20 protein-coding genes and 2 riboswitches are annotated in these 24,530 nt (G+C 65.9%); of the genes, 12 read left to right on the top strand and 8 right to left on the bottom strand.

The window, feature by feature from the left end; all coding sequences use genetic code 11:
• Positions 1 to 119 precede the first annotated feature (119 nt).
• From hflK to BBTA_RS28505, 4 genes are all read left to right on the top strand, one after another.
• The gene (gene hflK, locus BBTA_RS28520; protein ID WP_012045974.1) at positions 120 to 1,259 is read left to right on the top strand and encodes an FtsH protease activity modulator HflK; all 1,140 of its coding nucleotides are present in this window, start codon (positions 120 to 122) and stop codon (positions 1,257 to 1,259) included.
• The gene (gene hflC / locus BBTA_RS28515; protein ID WP_012045973.1) at positions 1,256 to 2,191 is read left to right on the top strand and encodes a protease modulator HflC; all 936 of its coding nucleotides are present in this window, start codon (positions 1,256 to 1,258) and stop codon (positions 2,189 to 2,191) included. The genes hflK and hflC overlap by 4 nt, the downstream gene beginning before the upstream one ends.
• Positions 2,192 to 2,298: 107 nt before the next feature.
• Positions 2,299 to 2,505 (top strand): DUF2065 domain-containing protein, encoded by a 207-nt coding sequence (locus tag BBTA_RS28510; RefSeq protein ID WP_008960820.1) that lies wholly within the window; start codon positions 2,299 to 2,301, stop codon positions 2,503 to 2,505.
• 245 nt (positions 2,506 to 2,750) lie between these two features.
• The gene (locus BBTA_RS28505; RefSeq protein ID WP_012045972.1) at positions 2,751 to 4,247 is read left to right on the top strand and encodes a Do family serine endopeptidase; all 1,497 of its coding nucleotides are present in this window, start codon (positions 2,751 to 2,753) and stop codon (positions 4,245 to 4,247) included.
• A 311-nt stretch (positions 4,248 to 4,558) separates the two neighbouring features.
• Here BBTA_RS28505 and BBTA_RS28500 read toward each other — a convergent pair whose 3' ends face one another.
• Entirely contained in the window at positions 4,559 to 5,458 is a 900-nt protein-coding gene (locus tag BBTA_RS28500; protein WP_244424178.1) for a LysR substrate-binding domain-containing protein, read from the bottom strand.
• A 118-nt stretch (positions 5,459 to 5,576) separates the two neighbouring features.
• On the opposite strand from BBTA_RS28500, the gene BBTA_RS28495 reads away from it, so the two are divergent.
• Positions 5,577 to 6,998, top strand: coding sequence for an MFS transporter (locus BBTA_RS28495; protein WP_012045970.1), 1,422 nt, complete (start codon positions 5,577 to 5,579; stop codon positions 6,996 to 6,998).
• Positions 6,999 to 7,037: 39 nt separating this feature from the next.
• On the opposite strand, the gene arsH is transcribed toward BBTA_RS28495, so the two are convergent.
• The 3 genes from arsH to serB all read right to left on the bottom strand — a co-directional run bounded on the left by arsH (position 7,038) and on the right by serB (position 9,684).
• A complete protein-coding gene (gene arsH / locus BBTA_RS28490; RefSeq protein ID WP_012045969.1) occupies positions 7,038 to 7,751 on the bottom strand; it encodes an arsenical resistance protein ArsH in 714 nt (237 codons plus the stop codon).
• Between the two features lie 307 nt (positions 7,752 to 8,058).
• Positions 8,059 to 8,340 carry a hypothetical protein gene (locus BBTA_RS28485; protein WP_012045968.1) on the bottom strand — a complete coding sequence of 94 codons (282 nt, stop codon included), beginning with the start codon at positions 8,338 to 8,340 and terminating at the stop codon, positions 8,059 to 8,061.
• A gap of 453 nt (positions 8,341 to 8,793) precedes the next feature.
• The gene (serB, locus tag BBTA_RS28480) at positions 8,794 to 9,684 is read right to left on the bottom strand and encodes a phosphoserine phosphatase SerB (RefSeq protein ID WP_012045967.1); all 891 of its coding nucleotides are present in this window, start codon (positions 9,682 to 9,684) and stop codon (positions 8,794 to 8,796) included.
• A gap of 3 nt (positions 9,685 to 9,687) precedes the next feature.
• On the opposite strand from serB, the gene miaA reads away from it, so the two are divergent.
• The 7 genes from miaA (at position 9,688) to ilvC (ending at position 17,582) form a co-directional block, all read left to right on the top strand.
• Positions 9,688 to 10,605: a tRNA (adenosine(37)-N6)-dimethylallyltransferase MiaA gene (gene miaA, locus BBTA_RS28475; RefSeq protein WP_041750951.1), complete on the top strand. Its 918-nt coding sequence runs from the start codon at positions 9,688 to 9,690 to the stop codon at positions 10,603 to 10,605.
• A gap of 434 nt (positions 10,606 to 11,039) precedes the next feature.
• Positions 11,040 to 12,809, top strand: coding sequence for an acetolactate synthase 3 large subunit (locus tag BBTA_RS28470; protein WP_012045965.1), 1,770 nt, complete (start codon positions 11,040 to 11,042; stop codon positions 12,807 to 12,809).
• A gap of 367 nt (positions 12,810 to 13,176) precedes the next feature.
• Positions 13,177 to 14,160 carry a threonine dehydratase gene (locus BBTA_RS28465; protein ID WP_012045964.1) on the top strand — a complete coding sequence of 328 codons (984 nt, stop codon included), beginning with the start codon at positions 13,177 to 13,179 and terminating at the stop codon, positions 14,158 to 14,160.
• 175 nt (positions 14,161 to 14,335) lie between these two features.
• Positions 14,336 to 14,878, top strand: a complete 543-nt coding sequence (ilvN, locus tag BBTA_RS28460) for an acetolactate synthase small subunit (protein ID WP_012045963.1) — start codon at positions 14,336 to 14,338, stop codon at positions 14,876 to 14,878.
• A gap of 3 nt (positions 14,879 to 14,881) precedes the next feature.
• On the top strand, positions 14,882 to 15,571 hold the full coding sequence (locus BBTA_RS28455) for a class I SAM-dependent methyltransferase (protein WP_012045962.1): 690 nt from the start codon (positions 14,882 to 14,884) through the stop codon (positions 15,569 to 15,571).
• A 235-nt stretch (positions 15,572 to 15,806) separates the two neighbouring features.
• Positions 15,807 to 16,412 carry a LysE family translocator gene (locus BBTA_RS28450; RefSeq protein WP_012045961.1) on the top strand — a complete coding sequence of 202 codons (606 nt, stop codon included), beginning with the start codon at positions 15,807 to 15,809 and terminating at the stop codon, positions 16,410 to 16,412.
• Between the two features lie 150 nt (positions 16,413 to 16,562).
• Positions 16,563 to 17,582 carry a ketol-acid reductoisomerase gene (gene ilvC, locus BBTA_RS28445; protein WP_012045960.1) on the top strand — a complete coding sequence of 340 codons (1,020 nt, stop codon included), beginning with the start codon at positions 16,563 to 16,565 and terminating at the stop codon, positions 17,580 to 17,582.
• Positions 17,583 to 17,663: 81 nt separating this feature from the next.
• On the opposite strand, the gene BBTA_RS28440 is transcribed toward ilvC, so the two are convergent.
• The 4 genes from BBTA_RS28440 to BBTA_RS28425 all read right to left on the bottom strand — a co-directional run bounded on the left by BBTA_RS28440 (position 17,664) and on the right by BBTA_RS28425 (position 24,423).
• A complete protein-coding gene (locus tag BBTA_RS28440; protein ID WP_012045959.1) occupies positions 17,664 to 18,239 on the bottom strand; it encodes a hypothetical protein in 576 nt (191 codons plus the stop codon).
• Positions 18,240 to 18,309: 70 nt separating this feature from the next.
• Positions 18,310 to 20,382 (bottom strand): TonB-dependent siderophore receptor, encoded by a 2,073-nt coding sequence (locus BBTA_RS28435; RefSeq protein WP_012045958.1) that lies wholly within the window; start codon positions 20,380 to 20,382, stop codon positions 18,310 to 18,312.
• A 112-nt stretch (positions 20,383 to 20,494) separates the two neighbouring features.
• Positions 20,495 to 20,709: riboswitch (cobalamin riboswitch) on the bottom strand.
• Between the two features lie 132 nt (positions 20,710 to 20,841).
• On the bottom strand, positions 20,842 to 22,884 hold the full coding sequence (locus BBTA_RS28430; RefSeq protein WP_012045957.1) for a TonB-dependent siderophore receptor: 2,043 nt from the start codon (positions 22,882 to 22,884) through the stop codon (positions 20,842 to 20,844).
• A 109-nt stretch (positions 22,885 to 22,993) separates the two neighbouring features.
• Positions 22,994 to 23,212, bottom strand: a riboswitch (cobalamin riboswitch).
• Between the two features lie 98 nt (positions 23,213 to 23,310).
• Complete coding sequence (locus BBTA_RS28425; protein ID WP_041751654.1) at positions 23,311 to 24,423, bottom strand: DUF2336 domain-containing protein; 1,113 nt, start codon at positions 24,421 to 24,423, stop codon at positions 23,311 to 23,313.
• Between the last annotated feature and the right edge of the window lie 107 nt (positions 24,424 to 24,530).

The following is a 24,530-nucleotide window of genomic DNA, read 5'->3' as shown; positions in this document are numbered from 1 at the left end:
AAACCCGGTTCGGGCTTAGCTGGAGCGCTACATTGTAAGGGACCGGGCCGTCCCTTATAAACCGGCCACCGTCGGGGCCGGCGTTTGTGCACCATGAGCCTCTCGGAGGAGATCGATCGATGGCGTGGAAGAATCAGGGCGGAGGCCCTTGGGGTCCGGGTCCGAAGGGGCCCTGGGGCTCGGGACCGCAACCGGTCGGTCCAAGGCCACCGGACCTCGAAGATCTTCTGCGGCGCGGTCAGGACCGGCTTCAGCAGTTCATTCCGGGGGGCGGCTTCGGCGCCGTCGGCGTGCTCCTGGTCGTGGTCGGCGCGATCGCGATCTGGCTCCTGTCCGGCTTCTACAGGGTGCAGTCCGAAGAGCTCGGCGTCGTGCTGCGCTTCGGCAAATATGTCCGTGATGAGCAACCCGGCCTGCGCTACCATTTGCCCTATCCGATCGAGACCGTGCTGCTGCCGAAGGCGCTGCGCGTCAATTCGATCTCCATCGGCATCACCGCCAATGACGATCCGGGCCGGCGTGGCCGTGGCGGCCGCGATGTTCCCGAGGAAAGCCTGATGCTGACCGGCGACGAGAACATCGTCGATGTCGACGTCACGGTGCTGTGGCGCATCAAGCCGAAGGGCGCTGCCGACTTCCTGTTCAACATCCAGAACCCTGAGGGCACGGTGAAGGCCGTGGCCGAAAGCGCGATGCGCGAGGTGATCGGCCGTTCCAACATTCAGCCGATCCTCACCGGCGCCCGCACCGTGATCGAGCAGAACGTGCAGGAGCTGATGCAGAAGACGCTCGATAATTATGGCTCGGGCATCCAGATCACCCAGGTGCAGATGCAGAAGGTCGACCCACCGGCGCAGGTGATCGAGGCGTTCCGCGACGTTCAGGCGGCCCGTGCCGACCTCGAGCGGCTGCAGAACGAGGCGCAGACCTACGCCAACAAGGTGGTGCCGGATGCGCGCGGCCGCGCCGCGCAGATCCTGCAGGTCGCCGAAGGCTACAAGGAGCAGGCGATCGCCGAGGCCAAGGGTCAGAGCGCGCGTTTCATCAAGGTCTATGACGAGTACAAGAAGGCCCCGAACGTGACCCGCGAACGCATTTATCTCGAGACGATGGAGCGCGTGCTCTCCGGCTCCGAGAAGCTCGTGCTCGACGGCGGCCCGTCCGGCGGCCCCGTGCCGTTGCTGCCGCTCGGCGATCTCGCGCCGCGCCGCCAAGGCCAAAGTCAGGGCCCCGCGACCCAGCAGGGAGGCGTCCGATGAGGTCCCCCGTCGCAGGCATCGTCGCGCTGGTCGTGGCGCTGGCCCTCGTCGTCATCGGCTACAGTTCGCTGTTCACCGTGCAGCAGACCGAGCAGGCGCTCGTCGTGCGCTTCGGCAAGCCGGTCGATGTCGTCACTGAGCCCGGCTTGAACTTCAAGGCGCCATTCATCGACAACGTGATCTCGATCGACAAGCGCATTCTCGACCTGGAGAATCCGTCGCAGGAGGTGATCGCCTTCGACCAGAAGCGGCTCGTGGTCGATGCCTTCGCGCGCTACCGGATCAAGAACGCGCTGCAGTTCTACCAGAGCGTCGGCTCGATCCAGACCGCCAATGTTCAGCTTGGCACCTTGCTCAACGCCTCGCTCCGCCGCGTGCTCGGCGAGGTCACCTTCACCCAGGTGGTGCGCGACGAACGCGAAGGGCTGATGCGCAAGATCCGCGATCAGCTCGACAAGGAGGCCGATGCCTATGGCATTCAGGTCGTCGATGTCCGCATCCGTCGTGCCGATCTGCCGGAGGCCAACAGCCAGGCGGTCTACAATCGGATGAAGACTGAACGGCAGCGCGAGGCCGAGGAGTTCCGGGCCCTCGGCGGCCAGAAGGCGCAGGAGATCAGGTCCAAGGCCGACCGTGAGGCGACGGTGATCGTGGCCGAGGCCAATTCGCAGGCGGAGCAGACCCGCGGCGCCGGCGATGCCGAGCGCAACCGGCTGTTCGCTGAGGCCTATGGCAAGGATCCCGACTTCTTCGCCTTCTACCGCTCGATGTCGGCCTATGAGAACGGGCTGAAGTCCGGCGAGACCCGCTTCCTGCTGCGGCCCGATTCGGAGTTCTTCCGCTATTTCGCCAATCCCTCGGGCAAGGCGGGATCGGACACGCCGTCTCCGGCCGGCGCGACGGCGGCCGCGGCGCAGGCGCCCAAACCCTGATGTCATCGGGCGGTCGATCCCGGTGAATAAGAGTTGACAGAGACGGGGCGAAGCCGTTGCTTCGCCCCGTCTGATATCAAGAAGGTCGAATGGGAGGTCCGGGTCCGATGAGGTCCATTGCGTTTTCCGATTTCCTCATCGGATTAGGTATCCTGTTCGTGCTCGAGGGTCTGATGTTCGCGGCAAGTCCGGAGTGGATGCGGCGGGCCATGAAGACGGCGATGACCACGCCCGACAACGTGCTGCGCGCGGTTGGAATCGGGTCCGCGGTGGCCGGGCTGGTGCTGATCTGGGTCATCCGGCGCCCGATCTGAACCCGGCGGCGCCCGCGCCGCCGTATGATCGACCCGGCAGGAACCCCGGACGATTGCGGCCATTACGATGGCGCCCGTTGCCTTCCGCCCGGCCAACGCCATTGTGAGGCGATGGCTGCGCCATTTTGCCGTATTAGGTCGCCTTCAATGATGAATTCGGCGCTCCGAGCCGGCGTGCTTGCGTCCTCGGCCGGTTCCGGCGCACTGTACCGACTGAATTTTCTGTCCTTTTGGAGATCCGCCCGATGACCGCAACCCTTGCTCTCAGCCGCTTGCGCCCGATCGTGACCGCGGCGGTTTTCGCCGTCGGCTGGGCGCTCGCGCCGGCGCCGGCTTCGGCACGGGGGCCCGAGGGGATTGCCGACGTCGCCGAAAAGGTGATCGACGCGGTGGTCAACATCTCGACCTCGCAGACCGTCGAGGCCAAGGGCGGCGGAGAGGGGCGCGGCGCCAATCCGCAGGTGCCGCCGGGCTCGCCGTTCGAGGAGTTCTTCGACGACTTCTTCAAGAACCGCCGCGGCGGCCCAGGCGGCCGGGGCGGGGCCGACAACTCGCCACGCCGCACCAATTCGCTGGGCTCGGGCTTCATCGTCGACGATTCCGGCGTGGTCGTCACCAACAACCACGTCATCGCCGATGCTGACGAGATCAACGTGATCATGAACGACGGCACCAAGATCAAGGCCGAGCTGGTCGGCGTCGACAAGAAGACGGACCTCGCGGTGCTCAAGTTCAAGCCGCCGCGGCCGCTGACCGTGGTGAAGTTCGGCGATTCCGACAAGCTTCGGCTGGGCGACTGGGTGGTCGCGATCGGCAACCCGTTCAGCCTCGGCGGCACCGTCACCGCGGGCATCGTCTCGGCCAAGAACCGCGACATCTCGTCGGGGCCCTATGACAGCTACATCCAGACCGACGCCGCGATCAATCGCGGCAATTCCGGCGGTCCGCTGTTCAACCTCGACGGCGAGGTCATCGGCGTCAACACCCTGATCATCTCGCCGTCGGGCGGCTCGATCGGCATCGGCTTCGCGGTGCCGTCGAAGACGGTGGCCGGCGTCGTCGACCAGCTGCGCCAGTTCGGCGAACTGCGCCGCGGCTGGCTTGGTGTGCGCATCCAGGGCGTCACCGACGAGATCGCGGAGAGCCTCAACATCAAGCCGGCGCGCGGCGCGCTGGTCGCAGGCGTCGACGACAAGGGACCGGCCAAGCCGGCGGGCATCGAGCCGGGCGACGTGGTCGTCAAGTTCGACGGTCATGACATCAAGGAGCCGAAGGACCTGTCGCGGATCGTCGCCGACACCGCGGTCGGCAAGGAAGTCGATGTCATCGTCATCCGCAAGGGCCAGGAGCAGACGCTCAAGGTCAAGCTCGGCCGGCTCGAGGACAACGAGAAAGTGCAGCAGGCGGCGATCAAGAAGGACGAGCCGGCCGAGAAGCCCCAGACGCAGAAGGCGCTCGGGCTCGATCTCGCCGCGCTGTCGAAGGATCTGCGCACGCGCTACAAGATCAAGGACAGCGTCAAGGGCGTCATCGTCACCGGCGTCGACCAGGGCTCCGATGCCGCCGAGAAGCGCCTGTCGGCCGGCGACGTCATCGTCGAGGTTGCGCAGGAGGCCGTGACCTCCGGCGCCGATATTAAGAAGCGGGTCGACCAGCTCAAGAAGGACGGCAAGAAGTCGGTGCTGCTTTTGGTCTCCAACGCCGACGGCGAACTCCGCTTCGTGGCGCTCAGCCTGCAGTAAGAGGCGGCCTCGCCGCCGTCATTGCGGGCGAGCGGCGCAATCCAGAGTTCAATGAGCGGCTCTGGATTGCGTCGTCGCATATGGCCCTCGCAATGACGGTGATCGGCACGCGCGCTGCCGCAGTGGGAAAGCCGTGCCCGAGCCTGCATGGAGTGGTTCGGGACAGGTTCGTCAGTTGGCGCCTCTCATAATATCGGTCGCGGCTGTCTGGCTCCTGGATCGGCGCATCGCCTTCATTGGCTGACCGCAAGATGATGCTGTTCACGCAAGTCTCCGCTGGGGCAGGGCCTGGATCTCAAAGGGCCTGGACCTCAATCACTTTCCGACAGCAGCGCCGCCTCGCCGGCCAGCCAGCCCGTGAACAGTTTGACGCGCGGGTCCGCGCTCAGCACGGCGGGCCAGCGCACGACATGGACTTTGCTGGACGGCATATCCCATTCAGCTGCCAGCACGCGAGTCAAGCGCCGGTCGGCCAGCGCGTCGTGCACCAGCAGTGATCGTCCCAGTGCCACGCCCGCGCCCGCGATCGCTGCGGCCAGCGCCAGGCTGATCGTGTCGACCCGCATGCCGCCCGGCGCTGCCGCGCCGAGGCCGAGCCGCTCGAACCATGCCGGCCATGACCATTCCGCGCCGTCGTCGCGGCCAGCGCGCCCCTTGTGAATGATCGGATAGTTTGCGAGATCGCGGACGTTGTGCAGGGCGCGGCTGCGTGGCAACAGGCGCGGCATGGCGACGGGGAAGACACGCTCCCGGAACAGCACCCGTTGCGTCGAGCTTGCGCGTGCCACTGTCTTCGGCAGCCACAGCACCTGAAGGTCGACATCGGCCGCCCGCGCTTGGGCTTCGCTTTCCGCGACAAAGAGCTCGACGCCGACATCGCCGTGTCGCGCCAGAAAGCCGGGCAATCTCCGCACCAGCCAATAATGCGACAGGGCCGCGCCCACCCCGACCTTCAAGACTGCGGGCTGTGCGGCGGCACGGTAGCGCGCACGCAGCATCGCCAGTTCGTCGAGCAGGCCCACGGTCTCGGTGAGCAGCGAGGCGCCGGCCGTCGTCGGCGACAGCCCAGTCCCGCTGCGGTGGTTGAACAGCTTGGCGCCGAGATAGGTCTCGAGCTTGCGCAGCCGGTGGCTCACCGCGCTCTGTGTCAGTCCGAGTTCGGTCGCCGCCAATGTGATGCTGCGGTGGCGGGCCGCAGCTTCAAAGGCCACGAGCCCATCGAAAGGCGGAAGAGATCGCATGATGATAGTATGAATGAAATTCATGCTGACGTGAACAGGCGCGACGGTCATTTCTGAGGGCGTCGCTCGTCACGTTGGAGTGCGCTCAGTGCCTAACGCCCGTTCAGTGTCATCGCCGTCCGAACTGGAGACGGTCACGTCGATGTGGCCGGCGCTCGCCTTGAGCTTGGCCGCCTTCCTCACCAATTTCGACGTGACCGCCGTGGTCGTCGCCTTGCCCGCGATCGCGGACGGGCTGGGGCTCGGGATCGCCGGCCAGGCCTGGGTGATGGACGCTTACAGCCTCGCCTTCACGGCGGCGCTCCTGGTTGCGGGCAGTCTTGCCGACAGCATGGGCCGTCGCCGTGCGATGCTGGCCGGCAATCTCGTCTTCGCGGCGGCATCGCTGGCGTGCGCGCTGGCGGGGGATGGCTTGACCCTCGGGCTCGCACGCGCCTTGCAGGGATTGGGAGCGGCCTTTGTGATGACCGGCGGCGTCGCGCTGATCGCCGCGCTCTATCCGGCGCCGGGCGCGCGCACGCGGGCGTTGGGCTGGCTCGGCGTGGTCTCTGGCGTTGCCATGGCGCTCGGACCGAGCATCGGCGGCGGCATCTCCACGTGGGTCGGTTGGCGCTGGATCTTCGCCGCCAATCTGCCGGCGTGCCTGCTGGCCGCCTGGAGCATTCCCAGGCTCGTGCCCGAAATGCGCAAGTTGCCGCAACGTCCGCTCGACTACCTCGGCATGGGGCTTCTGAGCGCAGCGCTCTGCATGCTGATCGCCGCGCTGTTGCACGCGCGCGGCGGCGCAGATCTGGTCCTCGGAATTGTCCTGGCCGTGCTGCTTCTGGGGGCCTTCCTGTGGCAGCAGCGGCGCCGGCCGCAGCCGATCTTTGATCCCGCGATCTTCGTCAACCGCGCGATGATTGCGGTCGCGCTGCTGCTGAATTCGGTGTCGCTCGGCTATTGGGCCGTCCTGGTCTATCTGCCGAACTTTTTCGCTGCGACATTCGGCTGGAACGCGGCCGAATGTGGATTGGCGATGCTCATGGCGACATTCCCGATGCTCGTGGTGCCGCCATTCGGTGCCAGGCTGGTCAACTGGTGGGGCTGGCGACGGCATTTCAGCGTCGCGCTCGCCATCACGGCTGTCGGCAATCTGCTGTTCGTCGGCGCGCTCGCCACATCAGATCCGACGTTCCGAGCATGGCTGGTGCGCGTCGCCATGGGCGCGATGGGAGTGGGCGCCGCGCTGGCGCATCCGCAATTGTCGGGGGCGGTCGTTGCGCTGGTGCCGGCTGATCAGGCCGGCATGGCGGTGGCGGTCACGGTGATCATGCGCCAGGCCGGCTTCGCGATCGGGATCGCGACGCTCGGCGCCGTTCTGGGTCTCTCGGGAGGAGCGCCTGACTATGCCCGGATGTTCCTGGTGGCGGCCTCGGCCTGCGCCGTGGCCAGCGTTGCCGCGCTCCTGCTGCTGCCCTCGGCCACCGTCGCGCGGATCGGCGGGGAGAAGCAGCAGCAAGCGGCCTGATGGCGGGAAGCCATCTTTCCGGATCTGCTCCAGGACCGATCAGATCGACCTCTGATTGACCCGTTGCGAGAGCGCCTCGGCGCTTTCCTTGCGCTCGGAGTAGCGGTCGACCAGATAGTCGGCCCGGTCGCGTGTCAGCAGCGTGAACTTGACGAGCTCTTCCATCACGTCGACGAGGCGATCATAATAGGCCGATGGCTTCATGCGCCCGGCCTCGTCGAACTCCGCGAAGGCCTTCGGGACTGACGACTGGTTCGGGATGGTGATCAGCCGCATCCAGCGGCCGAGCACGCGCAGTTGGTTGACGGCGTTGAACGACTGCGAGCCGCCGCTGACCTGCATCACCGCCAGCGTCTTGCCCTGCGTCGGCCTGACGGCTCCCACCGACAGCGGAATCCAGTCGATCTGGGTCTTCATCACGCCGGTCATCGCCCCGTGCCGCTCGGGCGAGCACCACACCATGCCCTCGCACCAGGTCACGAGCTGCATGAGCTCCTGAACCTTCTGATGATCGGGCCCGGACTCGTCGACCAGGGGCAATCCGTGCGGATCGAAGCTCCGCGTCTCCACGCCATAACGGGCGAGAATGCGCGCGGCCTCCTCGGTGAGCAGCCGGCTGAACGAACGCTGCCGCAGCGATCCATAGAGCAGCAGGATGCGCGGGGGATGCGAGGACGGGGCTGGCTCCAGCAGCTTCGCCCGGTCGATCGGACGGAACGCGGCATCGTCCAATTGCGGCGTCGTGTCAGTCAACGCGGCTCCCTCCGGCCTCACACAGCAGCTGACATCCACTCTGGAGCGGGGATCAATGGCTCGTAATCAGATGCTGACCAAAACAACCCTCGTCAACACCATGGCGGGTTGGATCATCTGATGTCAACGGCGGGGGAAGGGAGGGGAGAAGGAGGCTCGTTGCCTCGACTGCTCCGACGTGGCGGCGCACCATCGTCACGTCGTGGTCGGCATCGTCCCGGGCGGTGGCGCCCGCGACCGGCGACACCTCCTCGAGCTATGACAGAACGGGGCTCGAGGAGATGGGTCGAGAGATCACATCAGGCGCTTAGTTGCGTGCGCTGCCGACCGTGGTCGGGACAACAAGAGCGGCGCTGCGGCGGTGGGTGGTCAGCACGGCGAGCTGGTGGTTCGTGGCGGGCATGCCGGCGCGCGTCAGGTCGGCAGCGGGGGCCTGCTCCTCGGCAGTCGAAGCGCCGACGACGGACAGCTGATGCGGAGTGGCCGGCAGCGCCTTGACTTCGTAGTTCGGCAATTCGGCTGCAACAGCGGCGCTGCTGAGCGCGGCGAGAACGAGCAGAGTGCTGGGAATGAGTCGCTTGATGGTCATCGGAGGTCCTTTTGTGACGATGATCGATCGCGTCATGCGCAATCGTGTTCGTGTCTTGGACGCTTCCTCACCTGAAAAATCATATATGCGATGCAGCATGGTTTGACAATTGATGGAACGGTGACGCGGTTAAAATTAGCGGCGTCGTTGCTGGATCTGATGCGAGTGTCGAATGACACGATCAGCGTTTTGAAATGATTTGGAACGTGGTTGCGCGTGAGCGCGGCAGATTGAAATAAACGTTCAGCCCGATTGCGCGAGCAGAGGCTGCACATGTCCTCGCCCTCGAATGCATGATTCGTATTCAAAGCGGCGTGCGCCGTTCGGCTGCCATCACGGCGCGATGTGTCATTCGTTCGGACGAGGCCGCGCCGTGTTCACGATCCGGCTCTCGGGGGTGACATGATGGCGCGCAGGCAGCCGCTTCTGCGCGGCGGCTGCTTCATCCAGGGCTCATTCCACGAATTCGGCGCGCGTGTAGCCCTGGGCGTAGAGGAGCGCGGTGAGGTCGCCGTGGTCGATGCGCGCGGAGGCGGCCGCGGAGACCGCGGGCTTGGCGTGATAGGCTACGCCGAGGCCGGCCGCCTCGATCATGCCGAGATCGTTGGCGCCGTCACCCACCGCCAGCGTGTCGATCTCGTCGAGGTCGAAGGATTCGCGAAGCTCAGTCAGGGTGGCGAGCTTGGCGTCGCGTCCGATGATCGGCTCACGCACGTCACCGGTCAGCTTGCCGTCGGCCACCACGAGCTCGTTGGCGCGATTTTCCTGAAAGCCGATCGTGGCCGCGATGGGACGCGTGAACAGCGTGAAGCCGCCGGAGATCAGACATGTATAGGCGCCATGTGCCCGCATGGTCATTACCAGCTGGCGGCCGCCCGGGGTGAGCTTGATACGCTTGGCGAGAACCTCGTCGACGACGCTCACCGGCAGGTCCTTCAGCAGCGCCACGCGTTCGCGCAAGGCCGGCTCGAACGCGATCTCGCCGCGCATCGCCCGTTCGGTGATGGCGGAGACACGCGCCTTCAGCCCGGCAAATTCGGCGAGCTCGTCGATGCATTCCTGTCCGATCATCGTCGAGTCCATGTCGGCCAGAAAAAGCTTCTTGCGCCGGACGGCTTCCGCCTGCACGACGATGTCGATCGGCATGTCGCCGCGCAGGTCGCGCAAGCGCGCCTCGATCTTGTGGACCTCGCCCTCGCCGGCGAACGGGATGTCGATCGCGACTTCGTCGAACAGCCAGCGCGGCGTCCCCGGCGATGGCAGTACGGCCATGAAGGCCTCCACGATCGTGGTATCAAGCGCGGGATCGGCGGGATTGCAGATGAAGGTGGCGACGAGAGACATCCGGTGACTTTGCCAGGGATCAACAAAGCCGTGCTTATCGCAGGGCCGACCGCCAGCGGCAAGTCGGCGCTCGCTCTGGAACTTGCGCAAAAAGCGGGCGGGGCGGTCATTAATACCGATTCGATGCAGGTCTACCGCGATCTGAGGGTGCTGACGGCCCGGCCGAGCCTCGCCGAAGAGGCCGCGGTGCCGCACCGGCTCTATGGCTGTGTCGATGCCGCCGTGAACTACTCGGCCGGCCATTATGTCCGTGATGCCAAAGAGGTTCTCGACGAGGTGCGACGAGGCGGGGGGCTGCCGATCTTCATCGGCGGCACCGGGCTTTACTTCAAGGCCCTGACGCGCGGCCTGTCGGCCGTGCCACCTGTGCCGGACGAGGTGCGCGAGGCGGTGCGTCTCAGGCTCGATCGCGACGGGGTGGAGGCGCTGCATGCCGAGCTGGCGCGGCGCGATGCCGCGGCGGCGGCGCGGCTGAATGTCCGCGACCGCACCCGTATTGCCCGGGCGCTGGAGGTGATCGAGGCCACCGGTCGGCCATTGGCCGAGTGGCATGCCGAGACCACCCCGCCACTGCTCCCGGAGGGAAGCTATCGGGCGCTGTTCATCGCTCCGGAGCGCGAGGCGCTGTACGCCAGGATCGATGCACGGTTTGACGCCATGCTCGCGGACGGGGCGCTGGAGGAGGTCGCGCGGCTGGCGGCGCGCGGGCTCGATCCGCTGCTGCCGGCGATGAAGGCCCACGGCGTGCCGGCGCTGATCCGGCATCTCCGCGGAGAGATCACGCGGGAGGAGGCGGCCATGATCGGCAAGGCCGACACCCGGCATTATGCCAAGCGGCAATTCACCTGGTTTCGGCATCAGCTGCCGGAGTTCGATTGGCTGACGCCGGAGCAGGCGCGGGGGTGGGTGGCGTTCCTCTAATTGTCATCGCGAGAAGCGCAGCGACGAAGCGATCCAGAGTTGTCGAGTGGCCCCGGGTTGCTTCGCTTCGCTCGCAATGACGGCGTGACGGCCAAATTACCGCTCGCCGAACGGCGAATTCCGCGTTAACCTGACAAAATCGCGCGCATGAGCCGGCTTTGCCTTGACATCGGGGTATCCGTGGCTATGTTCGCGCAACCTTTGGGAAGTCTGCTCGGCAACATGCGCAACATTATTACCGCCATCCTTATCGTAGTCGTACCCAGGCGCATCGCCGGGGATGGCTAGCGGCCATCCATCATCCGAGCGGTGCGCAGGGCCTTCCAGGGCCCTTTTTTATTGCCTGGACGACCCCGAACCGAGACGACCCCGAACTGACCGAAACGACTGACCCAGACGACAAAGCCGCTGACAGAAGCGATCCGGAGCCTGCCATGACCGACAAGAGCCACGATCCGAACCAGATGACCGGCGCCGCGATGATCGTGCGCGCGCTCATCGACCACGGCGTGCAGCACATTTTCGGCTATCCGGGCGGCGCGGTGCTTCCGATCTATGACGAGATCTTCCAGCAGAGCGAAGTCGAGCACATCCTGGTCCGTCACGAGCAGGGCGCCGGCCATGCCGCCGAAGGCTATGCGCGCTCGACCGGCAAGCCGGGCGTCGTGCTGGTGACATCAGGTCCCGGCGCCACCAACATGGTGACGCCGCTGGCGGATGCGATGATGGATTCGATTCCCTTGGTCTGCATCACCGGCCAGGTGCCGACGCATCTGATCGGCAACGACGCCTTCCAGGAATGCGACACCGTCGGCATCACCCGGCCTTGCACCAAGCACAATTGGCTGGTCCGCAACGTCAACGATCTGGCCAAGGTGCTGCACGAGGCGTTCTATGTCGCGACCTCGGGCCGGCCGGGCCCCGTCGTCGTCGATGTGCCGAAGGACGTGCAGTTCGCCACCGGCACCTATCATCCGCCGCGCAAGTCCGACGTCCACGTCTCCTACGCCCCGCGCGTCAAGGGCGATGCGATGCAGATCCGCAAGGCGGTCGCGCTGCTGGCCTCGGCCAAGCGGCCGGTGATCTATTCCGGCGGCGGCGTCATCAATTCGGGGCCGGAGGCCTCCAGGCTGTTGCGTGGGCTGGTCGAGGTCACGGGCTTTCCGATCACCTCGACCCTGATGGGGCTGGGCGCCTATCCGGCGTCGGGCACCAATTGGCTCGGCATGCTCGGCATGCACGGCACTTACGAGGCCAACATGACGATGCATGATTGCGACGTCATGCTGTGCGTCGGCGCGCGCTTCGACGACCGCATCACCGGCCGCACCGACGCGTTCTCGCCGAACTCGAAGAAGATCCACATCGACATCGATCCGTCCTCGATCAACAAGAACATCCGCGTCGACGTGCCGATCATCGGCGATTGCGGCGACGTGCTCGCCGACATCCTGCAGGTGTTCAAGGCCGAGGCAAAGACGCCGGACATCAAGGCGTGGTGGCAGCAGATCGCCACCTGGCGGGCGCGCAACTCGCTGGCCTACAAGCCGAACCGCGACGTCATCATGCCGCAATATGCGATCCAGCGGCTGTTCGAGCTGACGCGCGGCCGCGACACCTACATCACGACCGAGGTCGGTCAGCACCAGATGTGGGCGGCGCAGTTCTACGGCTTCGAGGAGCCGCACCGCTGGATGACCTCGGGCGGCCTCGGCACCATGGGCTATGGCCTGCCGGCGGCGATCGGCGTCCAGGTCGCGCATCCCGACAGCCTGGTTATCGACATCGGCGGCGACGCCTCGGTGCAGATGACGATGCAGGAGATGTCGACGGCCGTGCAGTACGAGCTGCCGGTCAAGATCTTCATCCTCAACAACCAGTATATGGGCATGGTGCGGCAGTGGCAGCAACTGCTGCACGGCAACCGCCTGTCGCATTCCTACTCGGAAGCGCTGCCGGACTTCGTCAAGCTGGCGGAGGCCTATGGCGGCGTCGGCCTGCAGGTCTCAAAGCCCGGCGATCTCGACGGCGCGATCAAGGAGATGATCTCGGTCAAGAAGCCGGTGCTGTTCGACTGCCGCGTCGCCGCGCTGGAGAACTGCTTCCCGATGATCCCCTCCGGCAAGGCGCACAACGAGATGATCCTGCCGGCGGAAGCGTCGGATCCGGCTGCGGCCTTCGCCGGCGGCAAGGCGCTGGTGTGAGGACTGTTCGTGAGCACAGCGCGCCCGACAAACTCCACTGTCATCGCCCGGCTTGACCGGGCGATCCAGGACGCCGCGGCGGTCGTGGGTCTCACACCGGCCGCGGCGTACTGGATGCCCGCCTTCGCGGGCATGACACGGTGGTGCGGTGCCGGCGCTCTTCACCTCTCCCCGCTTGCGGGGAGAGGTCGGATGGCATCGTCAGATGCAATCCGGGTGAGAGGGGCTCTCCGCACGGCCGTTGCGTGTGGCTGTCCCTCACCCCAGCCCTCTCAGCGCGAGCGAAGCTCGTCGCGCCCCCGTCAGCACGGGGAGAGGGAGCGCAGCGGCGTTCGCGGCTATCGGCAAACAACACATGAGCAGTCCCATGTTCACGCTCGCTGAGCTGGAAGCCGCCCATGCCATCGTCGGCGCCGCCGTGCCGGCGACGCCGGCACATGCGTGGCCGCTGCTCGCCGCGCGGCTGGGGGCCGGCGTCGTCGTCAAGCATGAGAACCACACGCCGGCCGGTGCCTTCAAGGTGCGCGGCGGGCTGGTGTATGTCGACAACCTCAAGCGCACGCAGCCTGATGTCCGCGGCCTGATCACCGCGACGCGCGGCAATCATGGCCAGAGCGTCGCTTTCGCCGGCCGCCGCAACGGCCTGCCGGTGACGATCTACGTGCCCAGGGGCAATTCGGTTGAGAAGAACCGCGCGATGGCCGCGTTCGGTGCCGAACTGATCGAGAATGGCAGCGATTTCCAGGAATCGCGCGAGGAAGCCGGGCGGCACGCGGCGCGTGATGGGCTGCACATGGTGCCGTCGTTCCATCCTGATCTCGTGCGCGGTGTTGCGACCTACGCGCTGGAGCTGTTCCGATCCGCCCCTGATCTCGATGTGCTCTACGTCTCGATCGGGCAGGGCTCCGGCATCTGCGGCTGCATTCTCGCGCGTGACCTGCTCGGCCTGAAGACCGAGATCGTCGGCGTGCAGTCGACGGAGGCGCCGTCCTACGCGCTGTCATTCGCGGCGCGCACCGTGGTGACGACCAGCAGCGCCGACACGAAGGCTGATGGGCTCGCGACGCGCAGCCCCGATGCCGATGCGCTCGCGATCATTCTCAAGGGGGCATCGCGCATCGTGCAGGTCAGCGACGCCGAGATCGCCGAGGCTATCCGCATCTTCTGGACCGACACGCACAATCTCGCCGAAGGTGCCGGCGCAGCCTCGCTCGCGGCGGCCCTGCAGGACAAGCGCAAGCTCGCCGGCAAGCGCGTCGGCCTGGTGCTGACCGGCGGCAACATCGATCTCGATTTGTTCAGGCGCTGGGTGATGCCGGCAACCTCCGAAGAAATGGCAGGAGTGTCGTGATGGGCACTCGGCGCACCACAAACACCGCCGTCATGCCCGGGCTTGACCCGCCTGCGCGGCCGAAGCCGCTTCGGCGCGGCGAAGGCCCGGGCATCCACGAGCCGCGCGCGCGACGCTCGACGTGGATGGCCGGGACAAGCCCGGCCATGACGGCAGAGACACCACGGGGACAGCAATGAACCAGCCAGCATCAGCCTATTTCCTCGAAGATCGCCACGACCCTAACGAGACGCACACACTGTCAGTGCTGGTGCAGAACGAGCCCGGCGTGCTCGCGCGGGTGATCGGCCTGTTTTCCGGCCGCGGCTACAACATCGAGAGCCTGACCGTCTCCGAGACCGAGAGCCAGAAGCACCTGTCGCGCATCACCATCGTGACCACGGGCACGCCGATGGTGATCCAGCAGATCAAGCACCAGCTCGACCGCATGGTGCCGGTCTATCGCGTCGTCGACATGACCTTGACGAAGCGTGCGATCGAGCGCGAGCTGGCGATGATCAAGGTGCGCGGCACCGGCGAGCCGCGCGTCGAGGCGCTGCGGCTGGCGGATGCGTTCCGGGCCCGCGTCATCGACGCCACCACGGAAAGCTTCGTGTTCGAGATCACAGGCAACACCGACAAGATCAGTCAGTTTATCGATCTGATGCGTCCGCTCGGCCTGGTCGAGGTGGCCAGGACCGGCATTGCGGCGATCGGGCGAGGACCGGAAGGGATGTGAGCCATGCTGGCGCGCGACTGGTACTACAACGAACGGAACCGGATCGGGCTGGATCATGCCGTGGCCTCGATCTATGGCGCGGGGGATGATGCGGACGAGCGCGCGCGCGCGGCGCTCAAGATGCTGGGCGTCAAGCCCGGCTGGCGAGTGGCCGATATCGGCTGCGGCAATGGCGTGCTGGCGACGGAAGCGGCGCTGCTGGGCGCGGTCGTCGACGCCATCGACATCTCCCCGGCGATGCTGGCGCTGACCAAGATCTACACCCGCGACCGCCGCACCGCGGTGCGGATGCATTCGGCCGGCCTGCTGTCGTTCGCCTATGAGGCCAATTCCTACGACCTGATCGCCAGCGAGTTCACGCTGCATCATCTGCCGGACTTCTGGAAGGCGGTGGCGCTCGCGCGGATCTACGGCGCGCTGAAGCCGGGCGCGCAGTTCTTCCTGCGCGATATCGTCTATGTCAGCATGCCCGACGGCGCCGAGCGCTCGATCGAGCAATGGGCCGATTTCAACATCAAGAACCACGACCTCGCCCGCGACAGCGTCATCACCCATATGCGCGACGAGAACTCGACCTTCGCCTGGGTGATGGAGCGGATGCTGAGCGAGGTCGGCTTCGTCACTGTGTCGGCCGACTACCACGCCCCGATGCACGCGACCTATGTGCTGCAGAAGCCGGCGGGGCAGGGGTAGGCGAGCTGTGTTGATGTTTGCGCGAGATGGCGAGGCGAGCACGCTGCCACCCTCCCCTGGAGAGGGAGGGGCGTTTCACATCGCGCGAAGCCGCGATGTGAAACGGGGCGGGGGGACGCCTCCCCGCGCGAGCTGTGCCTGGGGCCCACCCCACCCCGATCGCGCATTTCATGCGCGATCGACCCTCCCCCTCCAGGGGAGGGTGAAGAATCGTCGCGTGGCGGAAGCTCATTAGATGTCCCAGCAGCTCCTCATCGCCTTCGTCACCTTCGCCTTCGTGATGGCGTTCACGCCGGGGCCGAACAATATCATGCTGCTGTCGTCGGGCGTGACCCACGGCTTCCGCCGCACGGTGCCGCATATGATGGGCGTCAGCTTCGGCTTCGCCTTCATGGTCGGCGCGGTCGGCTTCGGGCTGGCCACGGTGTTCATCCGCTATCCCGTGCTGCAGGAGGTGCTGAAATATCTCGGCGCTGCCTATCTGATCTATCTCGCGGTCGTCATCGCATTCTCCGGATCGGCCAAGACCGATGACGACACGGCGCCGCGCGGCCCGATGTCGTTCTGGGGCGCGGCGCTGTTCCAATGGGTCAATGCCAAGGGCTGGGTGATGGTGATCAGCACCATCACGGCCTATGCCGCCATCGCCCGCTTTCCCGCCAACGTTGCGTTGCAGGTCGCCATCAGCTTCGTCATGGCGATCGGCTCGACCATTACCTGGACCCTGTTCGGCACCGCATTGCGGCCGCTCTTGAGCTCGGAGCGCGCGGTCCGCGGCTTTAATATCCTGATGGCCGTGCTGCTGCTGGCCTCGCTCTATCCCGTGTTCATGGACGCATGAGAGGGGCGGCCGCCATGCGAGATCGGGGTTTCCATCGCACCTCAAAATGCTCTAGACACGGGCCGGATTTCGTCCGGGCGCAGCCGCCCGTGCCTCACCCAAGCGTCTGACTTTCCAGCCAATTCCGGCCATTTCAAAGAGGAAACGACAATGCGTGTCTACTACGATCGCGACGCCGATCTGAACCTGATCAAGGGCAAGAAGGTCGTCATCGTCGGCTATGGCAGCCAGGGCCATGCCCATGCGCTGAACCTGAAGGATTCCGGCGTCAAGGACGTCGCGATTGCGCTGCGCAAGGGCTCGGCCTCGGCCAAGAAGGCCGAAGGTGCCGGCTTCAAGGTGATGGAAGTCGCCGAGGCCGCGAAGTGGGCCGACCTCGTGATGATGCTGACCCCGGACGAGCTGCAGGGCGACATCTACCGCGAGCACCTGCACGACAACATGAAGCAGGGCGCCGCGCTCGTCTTCGCCCATGGTCTCAACGTGCATTTCAACCTGCTGGATCCGCGCCCCGATCTCGACGTGCTGATGATCGCGCCGAAGGGCCCCGGCCACACCGTCCGCTCCGAATACCAGCGCGGCGGCGGCGTGCCCTGCCTGATCGCGATCGCCAAGGACTCCTCGGGCAATGCCCATGATCTCGGCCTGTCCTACGCCTCGGCGATCGGCGGCGGCCGCGCCGGCATCATCGAGACCACCTTCAAGGAAGAGTGCGAGACCGATTTGTTCGGTGAGCAGGCGGTGCTGTGCGGCGGCCTGGTCGAGCTGATCAAGGCCGGCTACGAGACGCTGACGGAAGCCGGCTACGCCCCGGAAATGGCCTATTTCGAGTGCCTCCACGAGGTGAAGCTGATCGTCGACCTGATCTATGAAGGCGGCATCGCCAACATGAACTACTCGATCTCCAACACCGCTGAATATGGCGAGTACGTCACCGGCCCGCGCATCATCACCCCCGAGACCAAGGCCGAGATGAAGCGCGTGCTCGACGACATCCAGTCCGGCCGCTTCGCCCGCGACTGGATGCTGGAGAACAAGGTCAACCAGTCCTCGTTCAAGGCCACCCGCGCCCGTCTCGCCCAGCACCCGATCGAGGAAGTCGGCGCTCGCCTGCGCGACATGATGCCCTGGATCAAGAAGGGCGCGCTGGTCGACAAGTCGAAGAACTAAGGTCTCGCGACGACGATCGAGAAATGCAAACGGCGGGCCGAGGCCCGCCGTTTTTGTTGGATCGAGCCGTCGCCGGTCCATTCAGGACATCGCGCGGCGTGAGACGCGCGGCGCGAGCAGGCGGACGATCTCACAGGTGGCGACGAGCCCGGCCAGCCAGGCGGCGCCGGTCAGTCCAAGGCGCGCGACGATCGCGGGCGTGAAGCTCGACGCGCCGCCGAGCGCGGGCGTGGCCGCGAGCAGCAGCAGCTCGTAGCCGGCGTAGGCGCCGAGCAGGGCGGTGGTGAGCGCGAGCGGCGCCGGTGCGGTGCGCAACGCCTGCAACACGAGGCGCGCGATGATCGTGGCGCCGAGCGCGGCGGCACCGATCGCGATCCCCCAGGCCAGCGTGTTGGCATCGATGGGATAATGCAGGGCGCCGAAGCCGATGCCCTGGTTGACCAGGAAGGCGCCGAGCACGCAGAGCAACGCGGAGCGGAGCGGCAGCAGGGCGGCTGCGACCACCGCGAAGGCCGCGAATGGCGTGGCGCAGGCAAAGGCGAAGCTCGCCAGCGCGCAGGCGGTGACCAGCAGCGCGAAGCAGAAGGCTGCGGCATGCCGCGGCGGCACGGGCGTGAGGCGAGCGTCGGCGGGGGAGGTGAGGATGTCGAGAGCCATGGGTCGTCTCCTTCGGGGGGATTGTAGTCCATTGGGGATGTCGATGACAGCGATTCGCAGGGCAGGGCGTTCACTCCATCCCGAAGCTCGCCACACGGATGCCGCCGAACATGCCGAGGCCCGGGGCCAGGAAGCCGGTCGGGTTCTGATAGTGCCGGTTGAACAGGTTATCGATGCGGCCGAATAGTTTGACTTTGTCGGAGACCGCGTAGTCGGCGCGCAGGTTCACGACCGTATAGCCGGGCGCGACGAGGCCAGAGGTCATGCCGTCGCGGCTGACGTCGCGCCAGTTGCTGACGCGCAGCAAGGTGGCCGACACCGTCAGCGGGTCCAGCGGCGTCCAGATCGCTGTCGCGCTCCATTTTTCCTTCGGGCGGCGCAGCAGCTGCTGACCGGTCGTCGCGTCGACCGCGCGCGTGAACGTATAGTCCGCGCGCAGCGACAGCCGGTCCGTCAGTTGCGCTGTGACGAAGCTCTCGGTGCCCTCGGTGGTGGCGAGTCCGACATTGGCGTAGGAGGTGAAGGTCGCATTGGAGTTGATCAGGTTGCTGATGCTGTTGTGGAAGTAAGTCGCGCCGAAGCGGATGCGATCGTCGAACAGCGGCTGCTCGAATCCCGCATCATAGCCGGTGCTCTGCTCCGGCTTGAGGTTCGGATTGGCGAAGAAGTTGAACGCCGGAAAGTCCTGATAGAGCTGGCTCAAGGTCGGCGCCTTGAAGCCGGTGCCGTAGCTCGCCTTCAGCTTGGTTTCGGTGACCGGCAGGATCACGGCCGGTGCGATCCGGTAGGTGCCATGGCTGCCGAATTGATCGTTGATGTCGTTGCGTAGGCTCGCGACCAGGAACATGCGCTGTGCGAAATTCGTCTGCACCTCGACGAAGCCGGCTCTGTTGCCGTTCTCGGCCGTCAGACCCGTGGTCTGGAGACGGTCGGTCTGCTGCTCGAGCCCGACGATGAAATTGTTGTGCGGAGCGAGTTCGGTGACCGCGTGCCAATCATATTTGATGCGCTCGCCGGTCGAGATTGCGGCGAGGGGATTGCCCGCGGTGAGATCGGACGTCCGGTTGTTGACGTAGTTGATAACGAAATAGTTTTTGATGCGGCCGTCGAGCAGCGACCACACGGCTTCCTCGCGCGTGGCGAACTGCTGCACGGCATGGCTGCTCTGGGCCGCGTTCGGGACGCTGGGAAAGCCGCCGTCGCCGGTGAACAGCAGCGTCGCGTCCGTATAGCGCAACACCGAATTCAGCGACCAGGCCTCGTTGAGGTCGACGCCGAATTTGGTCGAGGCGGTGACGTTGTCATAGGCGTTGCCGATCGCCTTCTGCCCCGCCGGCAGCAATTGCTGTGGCGTGACCGGAATGTCGCCGGCATGGAGATGCGCGACATTGATCGCGTAGTTCACATTGTCCTGCGACCCGCTGACGCCGGCCGACTGGTTGAAGGTCTGATACGTGCCGGTCTCGATCGAAGCGGTTGCCCGCGCCGGGCCGTCGCCCTTGCGCGTGATCACCGAGATGACGCCACCGATCGCATCCGAGCCATAGAGGCCGCTCTGCGGCCCCCTCAGCACCTCGAACTGCTGGATGTCCGAGGTCAGCAGATGGGCGAAGTCGAACGCACCATTGGCATTGGTGGCGTCGCCGACATCGATGCCGTCGATCAGGATCTTGGTGTGATTCGCGTTTGTCCCGCGGGTGAAGACCGAGCTCTGCCCGCCAGCGCCGCCGGTCTGCACGACGTTCAAGCCGGGAATGGCGGCGAGGATGTCGGGCACGCTGCGGGCCTGTTGTGTGGCGATGTCCTTGGCCGTAACGACGGTGATCGCGTTCGCCACATGGGCAGCGGGGGTTGCGATGCCGGTCGGGCTGACGACGAGTTGTGCGTTGGCCTTGGCGGCGGCGCTCTGCGTGGCCGCCGGCTGCGATGCGCGTGCGCGCGGCGTCTGCGCCCCACGCGGCAAGGCCGACTTCGGAGCGGCCGGCTTGCGGGGCGGATCGACCTCGACCGGCGGCAGCAGGTCGGGGGAGGCGGATTGCTGGGCGGTGGCCGGAGCCGCGCCGAACGTCGCGATGGAGACCAGGACGGTCGACGACAACAGGCCGGCGCGATGGCGCCGGGCGACGGATAGGAACGAGAACACGAGGAAACCTCGGCATGACGTCAGTGGCACGTCACCGCGAACGAGGTTTCACACCGGCCAATGCTGCCCGGCGTAGAAACGATGCCAATAAACGCCCCGACCGGCATCCTCGCGTGTGACCACGGCTGACGGCAGGTCTCCTGGCTCGCGGGTCGTCACCTCAACGCCGCCTTCCCAGGACCGAGAATTCCCAGTGGCATCTGACGTGAGATTCGCCGCTTACAGTTGCGGGGGCAGCTGCGGCCTTCGAACGATCCGTTAAGGACGTCCGGCACCGCATTCCCTTTTGAGCCCCGGTCAGGGGGCACCGTCACCATCACAGTAGGTGTGCGCGTGTGGCTGAGTCAATCGTGGCGATGATGGCGCCGAAGGGCCCCCGGCTACACCGTCTGCTCCGAGTCCGAGCGCGGCCGCGTGCCCTGCCTGACCGCGACCGCCCAGGCCAGCGTGTTGGCATCGTCACTGCAGCCCGGAGGTGGCCATCCGGATGCCGCCGAACATGCCGAAGCCGGGCGCCAGGAAGCCGGTCGGGTTCTGGTAATGGCGGTTGAACAGATTGTCGATCCGGGCGAACAGCTTGACCTGGTCCGAGAGGGCGTAGTCGCCGCGCAGATTCACCAGCGTATAGCCGGGCGCGACGAGGCCGGTCGTGGTGCCGTCGCGGCTGATGTCGAGCCAGTCGCCGACGCGCAGCAGGGTGGCCGACAGCGTCAGCGCATCGACCGGCAGCCATGTGGCGGTGGCGCTCCATTTCTCTCTCGGCTGGCGCAACAGCTGCTGACCGGTGCTCGCGTCGACCGCGCGGGTGAACGTGTAGTCTGCGCGGAGCCAGATGCGATCGGTCAGTTTCGCCGCGACGAAGCTCTCGGTGCCTTCGGTGGTGGCGAAGCCGATATTGGCAAAGGAGGTGGCGTTCGCGTTGAAACTGATCAGGTTGGTGATGTCATTGTGGAAGTAGGTCGCGCCGAAGCGCAACCGATCGTCGAACAGCGGCTGCTCGAAGCCGGCATCGTAGCCGATGCTCGCCTCCGGCTTCAGGTTCGGATTGGCGAAGAAATTGAAGGCCGGAAAATTCTGATACAACTGGCTCAAGGTCGGCACCTTGAAGCCGGTGCCATAGCTCGCCTTCAGCCGGGTCTCGGTCACCGGCAGGATCACCGCCGGCGCGATCCGGTAGGTGCCGTGGCCGCCGAACCGATCGTCGACATCGTCGCGCAGGCTCGCGACCACGAACCAGCGCTTGGCGAATTCGGTCTGCAGCTCGACGAAGCCGGCCTTGTTGCCGTTCTCGGCCAGGACGTCGGCCGCCTTCAGCCGCTCGGCCTGCTGCTCCAGGCCGACCACAAGATGATTGCGCGGCGCGATTTCGGCCACTGCGCGCCAGTCATATTTGATGCGCTCGCCGGTGGCGATGGTAGGCGCCGGATTGCCGGGCGCCAGATCGTAAGACCAGTTGTTGACGTAGTTCACGCCGAAATGGTTGCGGATGCGGCCGCCGAGCAGCGACCAGACGGCTTCCTCGCGGGTCGTCAACTGGCGGTCGGTGTGATGGCTTTGGGTTGCATTCGGAAAGCTCGGAGATCCGCTGTCCCCGGTGAACAGCAGGCTCGCGTCGGTGTGGCGAACCAGCGCGTTCAGCGTCCAAGCCTCGTTCAGGTCGACGCCGAGCCTGGTCGACGCCGTGACGTTGTCATAGGCGTTGCCGATCGCCTTCCGTCCTGGTGGCAGCAATTGCCAGGGCGTCACCGGCACATCGCCGGCGTGAAGGTGCGCAATGTTGAACGCGTAGTTGAATTGATCCTTTGAGCCGCTGAGTCCCGCGGTCTGGTTGAAACTCCGATACGCGCCGGTTTCGATCGAGCCGGTGGCTTGTGCCGGTCCGTCACCCTTGCGGGTGGTGATCGAGATCACGCCGCCGAGCGCATCCGCGCCATAGAGGCCGCTCTGCGGCCCGCGCAGCACCTCGAGCCGCTGGATGTCGGCGGTGAGCAGATGCTCGACATCGGGCGCGCCATTGCTGTTGGTGACGTTGCCGACATCGACGCCGTCGATGACGAGCTTGGTATGGTTGGCGCTGGTGCCGCGGGTGGAGACGGTGCTCTGCCCGCCCGGACCGCCGGCCTGCACGACGGTCAAGCCGGGGACCGTGCTCAGGATGTCCGGCAGGCTGCGGCCCTGCTGGGTGGCGATATCCTTGTCAGTCACCACGGTGATCGACCGGCCGGCCTCGGCGGCTGGCGTGGCGATGCCGGTTGGGCTGGCGGCGGCAGGCGCTACCGGCCTCTGCGCCGATGCCGCGCTGCGGGCATGAGATCTGCCGGCGACGACCGGTTTCCGGGCGGCCGGTTTGTGTGGCGGGTCGACCTCGACGGGCGGCAGCAGATGCGGGGAGGCGGATTGCTGCGCGGCTGCAGAAAACGCACCGAGCAGCGCAATCGATGTGAGCACACAGGACGAGGACAGGACGGCGCGGCAGTGCCGGGCATGGGAAACGGGAGACACGTGGACCTCGGCATCACGTCAGTGGCACGTCACCGCGAACGAGGTGCCACGCAGGTCGTTGCCGGCCGGCCTGAAGACGGTGCCAACACCATCCGGACCGATATGTTCGCGTGTGACCACCGCTGACGGCGGGTGCCCTGGCTCGCGTGTCATAGCCGCCATGACGTCGTTCCGGGACCAGGATTTCCGAGTGGCCTATGACGCGTCATTTGCCGCCTGCACGAGCGGGGACAGCTGCGCCCTTCGATCATGTCCCTCGCGAGACGCGTCCGGCGCCGCATTCCCTTTTGAGCCCCGGTTATGGGGCACCGTCGTCATCACAGTAGGTGTGCGGGTGTGGCCGAGTCAATCACGGCGACGCGATCTCCCGGCGATAGGCCGGTATCGCGCGACTCCGTCCTGCGAAACCGGCAAGGTCGGTCCGGCTTACTTCTCGACCTTGTTGTGCACCATCCAGAACCGCAGCGTGCGCTGCGCCGTGTCCAGCGACAGTCTGGTGTAATCGCGCTCCGCCAGCTTGAGCGTCTCGCTGTCGATGGCGTGCTTGATCGGGCGGTGAGTCAGGATCTTGGCGACGGCGGGCCAGATCAGCCCGGCCGCCCGGCAGGGGATCAGCACGATGTCGGTGCGCGGGCCTTCCAGCACCTTGGCCATCATCTCGGTCGGCACGTTGTTGAGCAGGCCGAGCGCGGCCGCTACTTCGCCGAAGCGGCGGGTCTCGGCGAAAAAGGCAATGGCGGTGTCGTTGAGCTCGTTCAGCCCTTTCATGCGCTTGACGGCCTCTTCGGCCAGCGTGAAGTCGCGCCCGACCAGGCCGCCATCGCTGCGCGCGACGTCGCTGATGGTCTTCAGGACCTTCTTGATCTCCTTCTGCAGCGCCGGCGGGGCGGAGGCCATCAGCTTGGTGCGCACCGAATCGGTGGCGCGGCGCAGGAGGTCGCGCAAATGCTTGTTCGGCAGGTCGACGCGCAGCCCGATGATCTCGGTCAGTTCGTCGTCATCCTCGGCATGCGCCATCATCCCGGAATAGCCGGTCTCGGAGAAGCGCGCGGTCTGGTTGTTGGCGAGCTTGCGGATGACGCGACGTTCGCCGCGGTCGACGATGATGTCGGTGACGGCCTCGGTCAGATGCGGGCGGCTCGAGATCGCCATCAGGTGGTCCTGGCCCTTGGTCGATGCGACCTCGACCAGGGTGTGTTCGGACAGCCGGGTCGAATGCATCAGCACGCTCTCGGCGACCGAAATCTCGTCGTCACGGGCGAGGCGCTGGATGACGTCGACCGGCGCGTAATCGACCGGCGCCAGATGCTTGCTGAGCTCGGCCCGCGCCCGCGTCTCGACGCGGGACACCAGCATGCACAGCACGTTGTCGAACACTTTGATCTGCTCCTCGCTGAGGCGTTCGCCATCATGCAGGAACAGGTTGGTGACTTGGCGGAGCGTGTGGACGCGCTTCTCGGAGGAGCCGCCGCGAACCGCGTCCTCGAGTTCGGAGATGATCGAATGTTCTGAATCGGGAAGCTGTTCTGGCTGAGACACGGTCACGCTCGTCTGGTCCGGAATTGCCGCAGCGGCCGCGCTTCTGCTCCGCTGCGGGCTCGGCACCGCGCAGCTTTCCGTATCGGCGATAACAATGTGTTAGGGGC

This window comes from Bradyrhizobium sp. BTAi1, from assembly GCF_000015165.1.
Classification (GTDB): domain Bacteria; phylum Pseudomonadota; class Alphaproteobacteria; order Rhizobiales; family Xanthobacteraceae; genus Bradyrhizobium; species Bradyrhizobium denitrificans.
Note: the sequence above shows the minus strand (reverse complement) of the source record. Positions and strands in the feature narration are given on the sequence as shown.

Coding starts and splice junctions, on each gene's coding strand:
- hflK (WP_012045974.1), top strand. CDS start 120: ATGGCGTGGAAGAATCAGGGCGGAGGCCCTTGGGGTCCGGGTCCGAAG.
- hflC (WP_012045973.1), top strand. CDS start 1,256: ATGAGGTCCCCCGTCGCAGGCATCGTCGCGCTGGTCGTGGCGCTGGCC.
- BBTA_RS28510 (WP_008960820.1), top strand. CDS start 2,299: ATGAGGTCCATTGCGTTTTCCGATTTCCTCATCGGATTAGGTATCCTG.
- BBTA_RS28505 (WP_012045972.1), top strand. CDS start 2,751: ATGACCGCAACCCTTGCTCTCAGCCGCTTGCGCCCGATCGTGACCGCG.
- BBTA_RS28485 (WP_012045968.1), bottom strand. CDS start 8,340: ATGACCATCAAGCGACTCATTCCCAGCACTCTGCTCGTTCTCGCCGCG.
- serB (WP_012045967.1), bottom strand. CDS start 9,684: ATGTCTCTCGTCGCCACCTTCATCTGCAATCCCGCCGATCCCGCGCTT.
- BBTA_RS28470 (WP_012045965.1), top strand. CDS start 11,040: ATGACCGACAAGAGCCACGATCCGAACCAGATGACCGGCGCCGCGATG.
- BBTA_RS28465 (WP_012045964.1), top strand. CDS start 13,177: ATGTTCACGCTCGCTGAGCTGGAAGCCGCCCATGCCATCGTCGGCGCC.
- ilvN (WP_012045963.1), top strand. CDS start 14,336: ATGAACCAGCCAGCATCAGCCTATTTCCTCGAAGATCGCCACGACCCT.
- BBTA_RS28455 (WP_012045962.1), top strand. CDS start 14,882: ATGCTGGCGCGCGACTGGTACTACAACGAACGGAACCGGATCGGGCTG.
- BBTA_RS28450 (WP_012045961.1), top strand. CDS start 15,807: ATGTCCCAGCAGCTCCTCATCGCCTTCGTCACCTTCGCCTTCGTGATG.
- ilvC (WP_012045960.1), top strand. CDS start 16,563: ATGCGTGTCTACTACGATCGCGACGCCGATCTGAACCTGATCAAGGGC.
- BBTA_RS28440 (WP_012045959.1), bottom strand. CDS start 18,239: ATGGCTCTCGACATCCTCACCTCCCCCGCCGACGCTCGCCTCACGCCC.